Origin of the sequence: Sphingomonas paeninsulae, from assembly GCF_003660165.1 — a bacterium.
Classification (GTDB): Bacteria; Pseudomonadota; Alphaproteobacteria; order Sphingomonadales; family Sphingomonadaceae; genus Sphingomonas_O; species Sphingomonas_O paeninsulae.
This window is the reverse complement of the sequence record NZ_CP032828.1, coordinates 329,368-342,644: the sequence shown is the minus strand read 5'-3', so window position 1 is coordinate 342,644 and position 13,277 is coordinate 329,368. Positions and strand designations below refer to the sequence as shown.

Genomic DNA, 13,277 nt, shown 5'->3' with positions numbered 1-13,277 from the left:
AAAGAATGTTTCGGACATCGCTGTCACAAAATTGCGGTGCAACAGGGAGTCGGGCGTTGAACTTGCGATATGGTTTGGTCGGCGCGGGCATGATGGGTGTCGAGCACATTCGCAACGTCGCAATCACGCCGGGGGCAGAGATCGTTGCGCTGGCCGATCCCGTTGGCAGTTCGCTTGCGATGTCGAAGGAAGCCCTTGGTGGCGCGTCAGTCGAGTTTTATGCCGATGCGGCATCGCTGGGGAAGGCAAAACTCGACGCGGTCATTGTCGCGAGCCCCAATTTCACCCATCGCGCGGTTCTGGAGCCATTGTTCGATGCCGGCCTGAATATCCTCTGTGAAAAGCCGATCGCTACGACGATCGAGGATGCGCGCTGGATCGTCGAACGTGCAGCAAAGTCGCCGGGCATTTTCTGGACGGCGATGGAATATCGCTACATGCCACCCGCCGCCGCCTTCATCGAACACGTGCATGACGGGCGGATCGGCAAGATGCAGATGCTTAGCATTCGGGAACATCGTTTTCCTTTTCTGGTAAAGGTCGGCGACTGGAACCGGTTCAATGAGAATACCGGCGGAACGATGGTCGAGAAATGCTGCCATTTCTTCGACCTGATGCGGCTCATCACGCGCAGCGAAGCGGTGCGCGTTTATTGCTCGGGCGCGATGGACGTGAACCATCTCGACGAACTCTACGATGGCCGGACCCCCGACATTATCGACAACAGTTATACGACGGTCGATTTTGCCGACGGCACGCGCGCGATGCTCGATCTGTCGATGTTTGCCGAGGGTGCCGAGAACCAGGAAGAGATCGCAGCGGTCGGCGACAAGGCGCGATTGGAAGTCCTGATCCCGACCGGCAACCTGATCTACAGCCCGCGCACCGGATTCATGAACCCGAAAGCCGTCGAGCGCAGTCATGTCGAGGTCGAGGCTCATGCACTGGCCGCAGGGCATCACCACGGTGCGACCTATTACGAGCATCAGCGTTTTGCCGCTGCCGTTCGGGGCGAGGGACCGGTCGAGGTCACCGCCCATGATGGCATGATGGCCGTTGCCATCGGGACGGCCGCCGAAATCAGCGCGCGCGAAAAGCGAGTCGTCACGATGGCCGAACTGGGTTTTTGAGTGCGGTAAAGAATATCTATTTAGTGTGAATTGAGCCGAGCCGCTAGAGCCCGGCCAAACAGGTGGGAACCGAAAGACATGAACAAGACTCTCATACTGGCAAACGTCGCTGGCTTCGCCCTTTTTGCAACGTCGCCGAGCCTTGCCCAAACTGCTGTTTCGACAGCGGTTGCCGACGACGACAGCGTACCTCCCGAAATCGTCGTGACCGCGCAAAAGCGTTCAGAGCGTTTGCAGGACGTGCCGGTTGCCGTCTCGGTCGTATCGGGTGCCGCGCTCGACCAGCAGGGCAAGGTCAGTCTTGAGGGTGCTGTAAACCTGGTGCCGTCATTCAACTTTTTGAAGTCGGGAACGACGCTCAACCAGTCGCTGTTCCTACGCGGCGTCGGCACGGCGACTTTCTCGATTGCGGGGGAGCCTTCGGTTTCGACGGTCGTGGACGGCGTGGTCTACAGCCGTTCGGGCGAAGCATTCAGCGAACTTGTCGACGTCGACCGGATTGAAGTCCTGCGCGGACCACAGGGGACGCTGTTCGGCAAAAACGCCTCGGCGGGTGTTATCAATATCATATCGAAACAGCCGACTGCCGATTTCGGCGGGTTTGCCGAGGCAGGCTATTTCAGCAAAAGTGAATATCGCCTGCGCGGTGCAGTGAACGTGCCATTGAGTGAGCATATCCGCACGCGGCTGAACGGCTTTTACACCGACTATGACGGCAATATCAGCAACGTTGGGATGGCTGGAAATCCCAAGGTCAACGGCTATCGTCATTATGGTGGCCGCGCTCAGGTCAATATCGACTTTTCCCCCGACGTAACCCTTGCGCTCAGCGCTGACTATCATCACAATAACGACGATTGCTGTGCCGAAGTCGTTGGCACCCCGCCGATCGTCGGTGCAACCGGAGCCGCGACGACGAGCCCGTCGCAGGCGGCACTCCCTACGCCACGCGGTGACCAGACACGCCAGATCGCCCAGAATTTCATCACGCGAACGTTGGAAACCGGCTATGGCTTCTCAGCCCAGCTCGACGCGCAGCTCGGTGGGCAGACGGTCACGTCGATCACCGCCTATCGCAATTTCAAGAACACTGAAATCCGCGACGGCGATTTCCTGCCCGCCGCTTACATTGGCTTCAATTCGCTGCAGGATACCGGGCCCCAGACCGGCAATACGTTTAGTCAGGAGATCAGGCTGACGTCGCCGGGTCATCAGTTCATAAACTATGTTATCGGTGCCTATTATTCGCGCGCTTATTCGGAGCGGATTTTTACGCGTAACGATATCGTCTGCACATCGGCGGTAACGCCTGCACCGACCACTTTGACTCCGTGTGCCAGCCCACTTGCCAATGCTTCGACTTTCCCGAGCGCGACTGCCGATTTCGGTTCGACGTTCAAAAACCTCGCCTTTTTCGGTCAGAGCACGATCAACATCGCGGATCGGTTTCGCCTGATCGGCGGGCTGCGCTACACGGTCGACCAGCTTAATGTTTTCCACAGCCGGGTCACGATGCTGTCGGGGCCGGGGATCAATTCGAACTTCGATCAGGGCGTTTATAATTCGGCGACGACTGCGCTACCGAACGGTTCGCCTGCCGCTTCGAACGGCGTTCCCTTCCAGGGCAAGGCCACCAATACAAATCTGTCGGGCAAGGCTGGCGCGCAGTTCGATGTCAGTAACCAGACGATGGCTTATGCGACCTATGCGCGCGGTTATAAAGGGCCGGCGTTCAACGTCTTTTTCAATCTGACGGCAACGGGCACCAATGCCATCGCGCCTGAAACATCCAACGCTTATGAGATCGGTCTGAAAAATACGATCTTCGGTGGCAAACTCGTCGTCAACCTCGCTGGCTATTATGCAAAATATCACAATTTTCAGGCCAATAATCCTGATCTTGTTGCGGGTGTCGTCACGACGCGCTTTACCAATGCGGGAACGGTTTCGACGCGCGGCGGTGAACTGGACATGATCTGGCGACCCGTGCATGACATCAACGTGTCGGGTGGCGTTGCTTATACCGACGCACATGTGGATCAGTTTCTGGTAGCGCCGGGGCGGCTCCGTCGCAGGTAATCCCATCGGGCACGACGTTGGCCTATGCACCGAAGTGGAAGGGTTCGCTAAGCGCCGATTATCGCTGGCGGACCGGGGGATCGTTCGATTTCACGTTCGGCGCACAGGGTAATTACCAGTCGAGTCAGCTTTCAACCTTCTCGCCGGACCCCGTTATCCGCGCGCTTTCGACGATCCACAACTATGGGTTGGTCAATCTGTCCGCGGGCATCGTCGATGCCAACGACCGGTATCGCCTGACCTTTCAGGTGCGTAACCTGTTCGACCAGAGCTTTGCCGCCGCCATCACCAATGGTGGGCCCGGGGGTGCTTATCGCTACCAGATCCCTCGCGATGCCGACCGTTACTTCGGCGTGACAGCGCGGATCAACTTCGGAAATTAAAGCCCGAGTGCTGCGTCAGGCTTCGGCCGGACGCAGCACCGGCACCAGCAAGTGCACCCAGCCCAGCGCGAGCAAATAGCCGCCGGTGCAGATGGCGAACATCGGCCAATAGCCGTGGCCGCTCACCAGACTCCAGCCTGCCAGCTTTATGATCCACGCCCCCGCAAGGTTGCCCGCGACCGCGCCCGCGCCGATCACCGTGGCGACGCGCCCACTGGGGACGATATCGGCGGTCATCCCGAACAAGTTGGTCGAGAACCCCTGATGCGCGAACAGGGCGGTGCCGACTATGATCGCCGCAACCCATGGGTTCGACACGACCAGCGCAAGCGGCAGGACGAGGATGACACAAGCATAGATCAGCATCGATGTCTTGCGCGCGCGGTTCATCGACCAGCCGCGATTGATGAAGATGGGGAACAGCACGCCCGACGACAGCGCGCCGAGCGTAGCAAGGCTATAGACGAGCGCGACTGGCAGGCCGAGCGCGGCCTGGCTGAGGCCAAAGACCCGGTGAAAGAAATCGGGCATCCAGAACAGCATGAAGAACCACGCGACATCCGACAACGGTTTTGCCCCGATGATCGCCCAAGTGCGTCGATCGCCAAGCATTTCGCGTATCGGCGGCGCTTTACCCTTTACGACCTGTTCGATTTTGGCGGTATGGATGACCGGTTGCAGCTTGCGCGTACCGATGATCCAGAAAACGACCCAGATAATCCCGAGGCCTCCCGTCACGTAGAACGCAGCCTGCCATCCGAACATCAATGCAAATGGCGGGATGATAAGTGGTGTCAGAATGGCCCCGATATTGGGGGCGGCGTTACCCAGCGCGAGCGCAAACGAGCGTTGTTCCAGCGGCAGATAGACCGCAGCCGATTTAACCGCAGCGGGCGTGCCGACCGTTTCTGCGGCGGCAAGCGCTACGCGGGCGACGATGAATTGTTGAACCGTGCTCGCAAGGGCGTGGGCCATGCCCGCCAAACTCCAGATGGCAACGCCAAAGCCCAGTGCCCGCCGCACCCCGAAACGGTCGACGATCCAACCGACGAACAGGAACGATAAAGCGGCGGTATATTGGAACGCTTCGCCGAGCTTTGCATAATCATTGTCCGACCAGTGAAATTGCGCTTCGAGCGTCGGTTTCAACAGTGCCAGAACTTGTCGATCAACATAATTCAGCGCAATCGCGATGAAAAGCAGCGCGATCAGAATCTTTCGTTGTGTGGCCTGGCCGCCTTCTATTGACACCGCTGTCATACTCCCCTTTGTTTCGGACCCTAGACGGTTCCGCGTGCAGGGCAAGCAGTGACATTACGACCAATTCCGGCAGCGGCCGATCTCTATGGCGATCTGCTCGATATCGCCCCCTCGGCGCGCATTCCGCTAGGCCGGTATCTGCCGGGTATCGCCTCACCACGATTGCCTCGCTTGCTGTAGCATATCTTTCCGAACATTATGGCGCACCGTTGATGCTGATCGGGCTGGCGTTCAACTTTGCCAATGCCAATGCCAATGCCAATGCCGATGCACGGTTGCATGCGGGATTGCTTGGCAAAAAGGGGGCGAGTCAGGCGCAACTGACCCTCGTGCCGGTCGCCGTATCGGTGGCGAGTGCGATTGCCATGTCGCTCTACCCTGTGCTCGCGCATTCGCTCCATCTGACCGACAAATAGGCCGGATTTCTGGCATTATGTGCCATCCATTCGCTGGTCACGATTTCCGCGCCCATGCTGGCCCTGGCAAAACCGTCTGCTCCGCCTTGTTGCTGCTGGCCGTGACGGCAACGGGCATAACGTCGCCGATGTCGCTCCTGCTCGAGCGGGGGTGGCGGACTTCGGTGCCGGTGATTGCTGCCACGTTGGTATCATTCGGGTTGGCACTCACAGCAGCGCTGGTGCTGATCTAGATAAACCATGACCTTGTTGATCGCAGGGCAGTTTATTTGCATTTTGTAGTACTTTAACCGGATTGGCTTGATGCTGCCGCCAATCAACCGCTGCCCCTCAGCCCTCAGCCGACGCAACAACGCCTCGCCCAGACGTCATCATCCTCCACTACCAATATTCTCAAGCAATCTCTCTAGATCTTCGGCGAGCGTGGTCGCAATCGGTGTGCTTTTCAATGATCCTACAAGGGACATGGGGTCAGTCAACGCACGGTAACGATATCAGTCCAGCAAGATAATTTTCGATTGTGCAGTGCAATGACGGCTTGCTGACAGCTTCGCGCGAGCAAAGCGCAAACCAACCGCTTCGGCGATCGGTCAGCGCAACAAACTGGTCACCAAGGCCAACCGTGTTGAGAGAGAGATATGATTTTCAGGCAGCTTCCGACAATCTCAGGATCAAAGAACCATATGAAGAACGGTACTGTCCGCACGATAGCGCGGGTGGCATCACGCCGCGCGATCGCAATGTTATTGGTGCTGGGTGCCAGCGCAGCGACTGCCCAGATGTCTGAATCGGAAAAGCAGCCAACCGACGAGAACTATGACCAGATTCTAAATCGTCTCGGCGACGGTTTGCTCGAAAACCTCGGCATCCGCGGCGAGCATAATGCGCGCACTGATTCACGCGCCAAGAAGCGCTTCTACACCAACCTCAAGCCGATGGACGCCTATCCGGCCTACCAGCCCAAGCAGCAGGTGTCAGGCACCATCCGCGTGTCTGGCCTCTGTCTCCTTACGATGGCCTGATCATGGACGAATGGGTCAAGGATTTTCAGCGCCTCCAGCCGGGCGCAAAGGTTGTGATTGTCCAGAACGGCACTGTCGCATCCGGCAAGGTCGACATCCAGACAGGCCCGCGCGTCGCCGACCGCCTGCGGGAAGTGTCCGAATATGAGCGTTCCACCGGCGAACGCATCTTTGAAGTCGATTGGGCGACCGGCTCCTACGACGTGCCAGGCTGGAGCCCCGGTTTCGTCATCTTCGTTCACAAGGATAATCCGCTCGCGCACATGACGGTCGCGCAGCTCGACGGCATCTTCGCCGGCGCACGCACCGGTGGCTGGAAAGGCACAACCTGGGACCCCAAAGCCGCGCGTGGTCCGGAAAAGGATATTCATACCTGGGGTCAGCTTGGCCTTAAGGGCGAATGGGCCGACAAGCCGATCCACATCTACGGCCGCCCGCTCAAGTATAATATCCAGCTTGGTTTCGAGCGAAAGGTATTCAACGGCGGCGACATCTGGAGCGAGAATACCAAGGAATATTCGCATGAGATGAATGCCGACAACACCCGCTACACCTCTTCGGTAAAGATGGTGAAGGACATGGCCGCCGACAAATATGGCATCGTCTTCAGCGATATGGGGTCGGCTATTCCTGGTGTGCGTGGGGTCCCTCTGGGGGCCACGGCAGCCGGCCCCTTTGTCGCCATTTCGCAGGACAGTCTTCGGGATCGCACCTATCCGCTGTTCATCGAGCAATGCGCCGAGGCACGACTGGCACCCGGCAAGCCGCTCGACCCGATGGTCAAGGAATTCCTGACCTTCATGCTGAGCCGTGAAGCACAGGACGCCATTCAGCGCGACGGCAAATGGTTTATGATCCCGCCCAAGCGCGCGCGCGAGATGATCGCGCATCTCGACATGATCGGCCCGCGCGTCGACCCGCGCGCCTTGGGTCTGCAAACCGAAATGATCGCGCCAGAGAAATGGGACGGAGAATCCCCTGACGAGACTGGCCGGGTGCAGGAGAAGCAGTCCTATTACACCAAGCGGTTCGATCTGTCGGATCTGCCCGTCTATGCGCCCTCGGCAGTGCTCAGCGGCACCATCCGGATGCCCGCGAGTGGACAGATGATGGCGAGTAATGTCGGCTCCGCGCTGATCGAGGCGTTCGGCAAACGGCAGCCGGGCATCAAGTTCGACCTCAAGGACGGCGACCTTAATAAGGGTCAAGTAGACCTTTCCATGGGCCGCAAGTGGAGCAGTTATTTCGCGGGCGAATATTATGACTTCCAGATGAAGCACGAACACTCGCCGCGCCAGATCCGGATCGCGACGGGGGCGTTCGACGTGTCGGGCTGGAACCCGGCCTTCGGAATTCTCGTCAACAGCGCCAACTCTGTGAAGGGCCTCACCGTCCGCGAACTGGACGGCATCTTCGGCGGCCCCGCCGGGGCGGCTGGGTCAGTACGACCTGGCGCCGCCAGGCCGGGCGTGGCGAAGGCGAGAGTATCCGCCAGTGGAGCCAGTTGGGCCTAGGCAGCCTATGTCCCGGCAAGCCCATCGACGTGGTTATCCCGCCGCTTAAATATCACATCATGTCGGTGTTCGAGCGCAAGGTGATGGTGGGAGGCAATATCTGGAACGACAGCGCGCACGAGGTTCCGCTCGCGCTCGACAAGGATAACAACCGGACGGTGCCGAGCGCCGATCGCGCCCGGATAGTGGGCGATGACAAGTGCGGCGTCACCTTCGCTTCGGCTGGCTTCGTCGATGCGAAGACCCGACTTGTCCCCATCGCGGCGGAAAAGGGTCAGCCTTATGTGATGCCGACGCTAGAAACCGTGCGCGACGGCAGCTATCCGCTGGCACTCGAAGTCTATGCCTATGCCGATCAGTTGCCAGACCAGCCGCTCGATCCGAAGCCAATAAGAATTGATAAAGGGGAAATGTTTGCGCGTTGCCCCTTCCGAGTTCATCTCACCAATCATCATTGCACTGGTCGGCCTTGCCCTGAAGCTCGCACTGTCATCATGCGCGGGTTAAACTGAACAGCAGTCGTAATTGCAATCGGAAGCCTGAAGTCGCGCGCTCGAACGCCCCTCGCGCAGTTCTCATTACAGGTACGTGACCCTTGTATCCGCAAACGTTTCGGCAAAGCTGTGGCTGAAGGGTCGGCGGAAGTTTGGAGCCCCAACGGACCTCTTCCAAGCACACGTCGGGCAGCTTCTGCGGCGGCCCTGCCCAACAGTCGATAAGCGCAGTTAAGGCGTGATGTAACCCGACCGGCGACGGATATTACGCTTAAAGCCAGAGACCGGTCCGTCTGTTATGTCGGCTTTCGCGACAAAAACCGGTCGGTCAGCAAACGGCCAGTCACTTCCATCAGATCCGTTGCTTGTCGATGACCGGTATTTGATTGGAACCCGTCATTCGAGGCCGCACAGCCGATGACCGCAAAGTCGCAGAAGCTTCCGGCAGTTGCCGACCACTTCCCGTCGCTCCCCGGAAGGGATCAAGACTTCCGCTTCTGAGCAGTCCTTCGCGGATATCAGAGCAGATGATCGGGATTGCGCCGATGTCGCGAGCCGCTGAAGCTCAATACGCTCGTCCCGTAATCGGTCGTTGTGACGCTGACTTCTGACACCGCGACGCGCTCAGCATCAGAACCGACCGGTTGTGACACCAGCCTATCACTTCCTGCCGAACATTGGGATTTTGTATAGTCACCTCAAGCTGCCGCCAACATGAGGCTGCTACCGTCGTGGCATGACGTCTCTCCGATGCCTTCCGATCGCCACATTGCCCCTGCTGGCAGTCCTGACGGGCTGCGGCGGTGATCCGGCTCCGCCCCCGGCTCCCCCAGCCAAAGCCGAGGTGGACCGACGCGCGCGCTCAGCAAAGTCGCCAATGCGCTCGCCAATCCTTGAAGCGAAAGGTGACGCCGGCCTCGTCGAAGGCGATCAGGCGTCGGCTCGAGATGGCGACCCGGTGGGTATAGCGCGACAGTACGCCAGCACCGCTTTGGGGCCAGCGAAGGGCGGCTTGGCATAGACAACCCATGGCTTTTTCCTGACCGGCGCAATGTGACGCAAGAAGGCGCGACGATCGGACAAATGCGCCATGCTGCCGTAAAAACGTAACTTGTCCGCGCCGTACGCTCGGCGGCGGCAGCGACCAGTTCGCCCTTCTTCATCTTCGCACAATTGTCAGCGGCAGCCTTGCCCAGTATTTCGGTCATGATCCTGGCGATGACAGGTTTCTTCAGTCGGTCGTAAAAGGCGACCGGCGCTTGCCACTCAAGGAGCGCAGCGGGAAAGAGTGCGTCTATCGACAGTTCCCGCACATCATCTCCGCACCTCTGCGCTCCCGATCGTTTCCCGGCTGGGCCAAGACCGTGGGCTTGGTCCGCGACAGCGAATAGAGCGGGTTGCTGCCGGGCAGCGCCCATCCGCTTATGCTCTACGAAATTGTAGCGAGATACTGAGTACGACCATCAACGAGCCACGATGCACAATTGGCTGGCTAAACTCCAGATTGCGACACAGCAATCAGGGTAACGCCACGCTACCCGTCATAAGCGCATCCCAGCCTTCAGGCGGATCGCCTTTATCGAGCATCGCCTTGAACACGGCATAGGCATCGCTCTTCGATCCGTAGGTTCGAAGCGTATCGCAGTCGTTCACCCATGTATAAATGATGATCTTGGCACTGGTCGAGAACCGGAAGAACAGGCGGAAACGCCCACCACCGAATTTAGCCCGGAACCAGTGCTTGCGACCGGATCCAAGCGTACCGCCCTGCCGAAACTCCGGACGGGCCGGATCAACTGGAATCACCTCGAACATCAGCTTGCGCATCACCGCCAATAGCTTGGTGTCGGCAGTCGAGGCATAACCGGCCGGATTCTTTTTGGCCGCGCGCTCGACAGCCTCAGTCAGCTTTTCGAGCTGATCGAGAAACAAAGGATGCGCATAGAGTGTCCAGCCGTTGACGATAATCATGCAAGCGCAGACTTGATCACTAAAGCGAAACCTCGCCGACAATCTCGGCCTCGAGATCATCGGAAAGACCGTTCGTCAGCATATTGATACGCGCGGCAAGGTCGGGCGACAGCGCCTTGATTGCTTCGGGCCGTATTTTGATATCATCGGCCAGGAAGTCGAGGAACCGACTGATCGCAGGATCTTCGTTATCCTCGGCGCGCACGAGCGTCACGCCGCGCGCATCGACGCGGTACGCAATGCGCCCGCCATAATCGACGCCAAGCGCCTGTCGCACAGCCTTGGGCACAGTCGTCTGGCCTTTGGCAGTGATTGTACTGATTTCTTCAAGGGTAACGGCCATACGAACCTCCATTGAACCTTGATGTAAGGAATATTCCTTACTAAAGCAACTGCACCGAGCGAGGGAGAGCGATTATGCGGTTTAATCGATGTCGCTACATCGCAAGCGACAGCTGAGTGCTCAATCGACGATTCATCCTGCCGGTCGGTCAGATCGGAAGCTGCGCCTGTTCGTGTAAAGCGGTGGCAAAGATGTGGCGCTGTCCAAGCAGCGCAAGTAGGCTGAGGTCTTGCGGAGACAAACGTAACAATGCTTGCCAAACAGCTTGCCAGCCTTTTGACAGAACTCTGTCGCGACAGCGACGTGACGACCGATACGCCGCTCGACATGGATCAGCGATTTGAATCGCTGCGCGGCTATGGTCGGTTGCCGCGCGGACGGGAGAACCGAGGCCGAGCGCTGACCAATGAGGAGATTGCGGCGGCGCTGCTTGGTTTGGTGGCAGCGCATCCCGGCTGGGCTGGTCATGTGGCGACGGTCATCGCAAGGCTAAAACCAGTCGGCGGAAAGACAAACGCGTTCGGTGGTGCTCCCACGCTTACCGCTGCGCTAAGCTATGTGCTTGCCCACAAGACGACACGAGACAGTATCATCGCCGTTCGGCTTTCAGCGGCGGAGGCTGGAACCAATAGCCATGGGCTTGCGGTCATCACCTATGAACGTGACGGCGCACGGCACCAGCTATCGTTTGTACGCGACGAGGCGGTCTCGCTGCTCCAGCCCGACGCTAGCGTTGATGCCGAATTCAGGAACGCGCCGGTTAGCCGAGAGTTGGTTTTCAACCGACGGCTCTTTGAACAACTGGCGCGGAGAATCGAGAATGCCCGCGCTTACCCCTCACCGCCAATTGGCGACGGTGCGGAATATAACAAAGAGGATGCGGAGCGCGCCCGGCGCTTGCGATTGGGCGCAACGCCTTCATCGCATTTCCTGAACATTGGCGTGGACAATCAAGTGACATGGCCGCGCGAGGAAGCGCTGATCGAGTTTGACCGGTACAAGTTCGTCCTTATGCCGAAGACCAAGGACCATGTGCAGTCAATCCACGTCGATCTGGATGCCAACCGCCTGGCTTGCCTTCGATCGAGGCCGAGCATTGCCAGATCCGGCCATCGCCGCGCTGATAGAGTTGCACCTTGCCGCCGAGTATCTCGTGATTTGGCATCTGATCGCCTTCAATTCGGGATCGAAGAGACCAAAGGCTATCAGGTTATTGGCAAAAGACGAAATGTGTTAGCGATGTGTTAGGCGTTAAAACGCGAAAAAGGCCCGGACCTGCTGGTCTGAGCCTGTGTAAATATTTGATTGTGTTGGAAAGGTTGGTTGCGGGAGCACGCAACCAACGATACCGGCGGCCCCAACCTGGCCCGTTCGTCAGTTTGATAGAACGAAAAATACCTAAATTGGCGGCGTGAACCGCCAATCGGCAGCGCGCCCCATCCACGCCATTCGTAAACCTGTAACCAAAAGTTGAACGGCCCCGAATTGACTTTCATGGCCCCCAAGCGCACCCACGCCTCATGCTGAAGACGCTCACCCGTCATTTTTTCCTGCTCGCGGTCGTACTCGGCCTTGCGGGTCAGGGCGTGGCACAGGCTTCGACGCCTTGTGAAGCTATGATGCAGGCACGGGTCAGTACGATGGCGGACATGCCCGCCTGCGACGCCATGCTTGAGGCGGGTAAGGGCAAGGCACCGTGCAAGGACATGTCGGCGGCCTGCTTTGCCATGGCAGGCTGCACGGCTGTCATTGCCATCGACGCGCAGTCGCACATAATGCGATCAGCCATACCGCTGTTCCTTGCCGCCACATGGCCGGCAACACCGGTTCTAACGGGCCGCGATATAGCGCCTGACCCCGATCCTCCTTCGCTGCTTGGCTGAACGACTTTTCGCCGGTGATCGGCCGGGTGATCGACCTGACAAGTAACTGTCACGATCATCCCGGATCGCCGCGATACCGCTTCATCCAAGGATAGATCATGTTCAAATTCGTAACGATCGCGGCGCTTTTTGCCGCAACGACCGCTGTTCCTGCTCAAGCGCGGGGATGGCTTCCCACACCCGTTGCCCAAGTCACCCAACCAACTGAAAACGCGCCGACCGAGCCGTTCATGCCATCGGGCAAAGGTTTGATTCCGGTGTCGGCAAAAGACAGCACGGCGCAACGATCATGGTGGACAATGCGCAGCCAACGCGGAGCCGAACGCCGCATGGCAGCGTGCGTCGCCATGCCCGCTTGTGCAGGTGATCACACAGCGTCGGCCACCAACGGCTAACTGGCACTGTCTCCGACCGGCGTGGTGCCGGTCGGAGATATCCGCATGGCCGGTGTCATTTGCCGCGGAGTGATGACCAAGCTGATGGCAAGGGCGGCCGATTCATCGAAACGGGACGATCTCGACCCGCTGATCCTCGACTATCGCAATCGCGTACTGGCGCAGCACCTGTTGGCCGAACCGCGAAAGCAAATCTACCTCACCTACGGCGCCAAGCACCTTCCAGGCATGTTCGCCCTGCTGAAGCGGGCTGACCCGCATTGGCACATCGCATCGGTAAAGTGGTTGCGCACCATCGACAGTCCGGAGAGCTACAACGCGTCGCTTTCTAGCGTTACCGGGCTATAGGCCGATGATGACTCCCGTTTCCGACAAAGCTTGCGCCGT

The 13,277-nt window shown here is 58.7% G+C and carries 16 protein-coding genes and 1 pseudogene; 13 read left to right on the top strand and 4 right to left on the bottom strand.

Annotated elements, in window-relative coordinates:
- Nucleotides 1-62: 62 nt before the first annotated feature.
- The 3 genes from D3Y57_RS02810 (at nucleotide 63) to D3Y57_RS21060 (ending at nucleotide 3,592) form a co-directional block, all read left to right on the top strand.
- Nucleotides 63-1,130 (top strand): Gfo/Idh/MocA family protein, encoded by a 1,068-nt coding sequence (locus D3Y57_RS02810; RefSeq protein ID WP_121151143.1) that lies wholly within the window; start codon nucleotides 63-65, stop codon nucleotides 1,128-1,130.
- A 78-nt stretch (nucleotides 1,131-1,208) separates the two neighbouring features.
- A complete protein-coding gene (locus D3Y57_RS02805; protein ID WP_277873304.1) occupies nucleotides 1,209-3,209 on the top strand; it encodes a TonB-dependent receptor in 2,001 nt (666 codons plus the stop codon).
- 17 nt (nucleotides 3,210-3,226) lie between these two features.
- Complete coding sequence (locus D3Y57_RS21060) at nucleotides 3,227-3,592, top strand: type IX secretion system membrane protein PorP/SprF (RefSeq protein ID WP_277873303.1); 366 nt, start codon at nucleotides 3,227-3,229, stop codon at nucleotides 3,590-3,592.
- Nucleotides 3,593-3,607: 15 nt separating this feature from the next.
- Here D3Y57_RS21060 and D3Y57_RS02800 read toward each other — a convergent pair whose 3' ends face one another.
- Nucleotides 3,608-4,852, bottom strand: coding sequence for an MFS transporter (locus D3Y57_RS02800; protein ID WP_121151140.1), 1,245 nt, complete (start codon nucleotides 4,850-4,852; stop codon nucleotides 3,608-3,610).
- Nucleotides 4,853-4,900: 48 nt separating this feature from the next.
- On the opposite strand from D3Y57_RS02800, the gene D3Y57_RS21055 reads away from it, so the two are divergent.
- The 6 genes from D3Y57_RS21055 (at nucleotide 4,901) to D3Y57_RS20345 (ending at nucleotide 8,316) form a co-directional block, all read left to right on the top strand.
- Nucleotides 4,901-5,032 (top strand): hypothetical protein, encoded by a 132-nt coding sequence (locus tag D3Y57_RS21055; RefSeq protein WP_277873302.1) that lies wholly within the window; start codon nucleotides 4,901-4,903, stop codon nucleotides 5,030-5,032.
- Between the two features lie 32 nt (nucleotides 5,033-5,064).
- Nucleotides 5,065-5,268, top strand: a complete 204-nt coding sequence (locus D3Y57_RS20665) for a hypothetical protein (RefSeq protein WP_239025804.1) — start codon at nucleotides 5,065-5,067, stop codon at nucleotides 5,266-5,268.
- Nucleotides 5,269-5,285: 17 nt separating this feature from the next.
- Nucleotides 5,286-5,501, top strand: coding sequence for a hypothetical protein (locus D3Y57_RS20660; RefSeq protein ID WP_239025803.1), 216 nt, complete (start codon nucleotides 5,286-5,288; stop codon nucleotides 5,499-5,501).
- A gap of 450 nt (nucleotides 5,502-5,951) precedes the next feature.
- Nucleotides 5,952-6,290, top strand: coding sequence for a hypothetical protein (locus D3Y57_RS20350; RefSeq protein ID WP_205590044.1), 339 nt, complete (start codon nucleotides 5,952-5,954; stop codon nucleotides 6,288-6,290).
- Between the two features lie 2 nt (nucleotides 6,291-6,292).
- Nucleotides 6,293-7,804: a substrate-binding domain-containing protein gene (locus tag D3Y57_RS02790; RefSeq protein WP_205590043.1), complete on the top strand. Its 1,512-nt coding sequence runs from the start codon at nucleotides 6,293-6,295 to the stop codon at nucleotides 7,802-7,804.
- Complete coding sequence (locus D3Y57_RS20345; RefSeq protein ID WP_205590042.1) at nucleotides 7,795-8,316, top strand: type 2 periplasmic-binding domain-containing protein; 522 nt, start codon at nucleotides 7,795-7,797, stop codon at nucleotides 8,314-8,316. The genes D3Y57_RS02790 and D3Y57_RS20345 overlap by 10 nt, the downstream gene beginning before the upstream one ends.
- A gap of 865 nt (nucleotides 8,317-9,181) precedes the next feature.
- On the opposite strand, the pseudogene D3Y57_RS02785 reads toward D3Y57_RS20345, so the two are convergent.
- The 3 genes and pseudogenes from D3Y57_RS02785 to D3Y57_RS02775 all read right to left on the bottom strand — a co-directional run.
- Nucleotides 9,182-9,423, bottom strand: a pseudogene (locus tag D3Y57_RS02785) (transposase); the annotation flags it as partial.
- A 393-nt stretch (nucleotides 9,424-9,816) separates the two neighbouring features.
- Nucleotides 9,817-10,269 carry a type II toxin-antitoxin system YhaV family toxin gene (locus tag D3Y57_RS02780; protein ID WP_121151138.1) on the bottom strand — a complete coding sequence of 151 codons (453 nt, stop codon included), beginning with the start codon at nucleotides 10,267-10,269 and terminating at the stop codon, nucleotides 9,817-9,819.
- Nucleotides 10,270-10,288: 19 nt separating this feature from the next.
- Nucleotides 10,289-10,612, bottom strand: a complete 324-nt coding sequence (locus tag D3Y57_RS02775) for a type II toxin-antitoxin system PrlF family antitoxin (protein WP_121152086.1) — start codon at nucleotides 10,610-10,612, stop codon at nucleotides 10,289-10,291.
- A 249-nt stretch (nucleotides 10,613-10,861) separates the two neighbouring features.
- Between D3Y57_RS02775 and D3Y57_RS02770 the strand changes: the two genes are divergently transcribed.
- From D3Y57_RS02770 to D3Y57_RS02755, 4 genes are all read left to right on the top strand, one after another.
- The gene (locus tag D3Y57_RS02770; protein ID WP_121151136.1) at nucleotides 10,862-11,860 is read left to right on the top strand and encodes a hypothetical protein; all 999 of its coding nucleotides are present in this window, start codon (nucleotides 10,862-10,864) and stop codon (nucleotides 11,858-11,860) included.
- Between the two features lie 272 nt (nucleotides 11,861-12,132).
- Nucleotides 12,133-12,495: a hypothetical protein gene (locus D3Y57_RS02765; protein WP_121151134.1), complete on the top strand. Its 363-nt coding sequence runs from the start codon at nucleotides 12,133-12,135 to the stop codon at nucleotides 12,493-12,495.
- A gap of 98 nt (nucleotides 12,496-12,593) precedes the next feature.
- A complete protein-coding gene (locus tag D3Y57_RS02760; protein WP_121151132.1) occupies nucleotides 12,594-12,890 on the top strand; it encodes a hypothetical protein in 297 nt (98 codons plus the stop codon).
- A 45-nt stretch (nucleotides 12,891-12,935) separates the two neighbouring features.
- Nucleotides 12,936-13,238, top strand: a complete 303-nt coding sequence (locus tag D3Y57_RS02755; protein ID WP_121151130.1) for a hypothetical protein — start codon at nucleotides 12,936-12,938, stop codon at nucleotides 13,236-13,238.
- Nucleotides 13,239-13,277: the final 39 nt, after the last annotated feature.

Coding starts and splice junctions, on each gene's coding strand:
- D3Y57_RS20350 (WP_205590044.1), top strand. CDS start 5,952: ATGAAGAACGGTACTGTCCGCACGATAGCGCGGGTGGCATCACGCCGC.
- D3Y57_RS02760 (WP_121151132.1), top strand. CDS start 12,594: ATGTTCAAATTCGTAACGATCGCGGCGCTTTTTGCCGCAACGACCGCT.
- D3Y57_RS02770 (WP_121151136.1), top strand. CDS start 10,862: ATGCTTGCCAAACAGCTTGCCAGCCTTTTGACAGAACTCTGTCGCGAC.
- D3Y57_RS02800 (WP_121151140.1), bottom strand. CDS start 4,852: ATGACAGCGGTGTCAATAGAAGGCGGCCAGGCCACACAACGAAAGATT.
- D3Y57_RS20660 (WP_239025803.1), top strand. CDS start 5,286: ATGTGCCATCCATTCGCTGGTCACGATTTCCGCGCCCATGCTGGCCCT.
- D3Y57_RS02765 (WP_121151134.1), top strand. CDS start 12,133: ATGCTGAAGACGCTCACCCGTCATTTTTTCCTGCTCGCGGTCGTACTC.
- D3Y57_RS02780 (WP_121151138.1), bottom strand. CDS start 10,269: ATGATTATCGTCAACGGCTGGACACTCTATGCGCATCCTTTGTTTCTC.
- D3Y57_RS02805 (WP_277873304.1), top strand. CDS start 1,209: ATGAACAAGACTCTCATACTGGCAAACGTCGCTGGCTTCGCCCTTTTT.
- D3Y57_RS02755 (WP_121151130.1), top strand. CDS start 12,936: ATGGCCGGTGTCATTTGCCGCGGAGTGATGACCAAGCTGATGGCAAGG.
- D3Y57_RS02790 (WP_205590043.1), top strand. CDS start 6,293: ATGGACGAATGGGTCAAGGATTTTCAGCGCCTCCAGCCGGGCGCAAAG.
- D3Y57_RS20665 (WP_239025804.1), top strand. CDS start 5,065: ATGCTGATCGGGCTGGCGTTCAACTTTGCCAATGCCAATGCCAATGCC.
- D3Y57_RS02775 (WP_121152086.1), bottom strand. CDS start 10,612: ATGGCCGTTACCCTTGAAGAAATCAGTACAATCACTGCCAAAGGCCAG.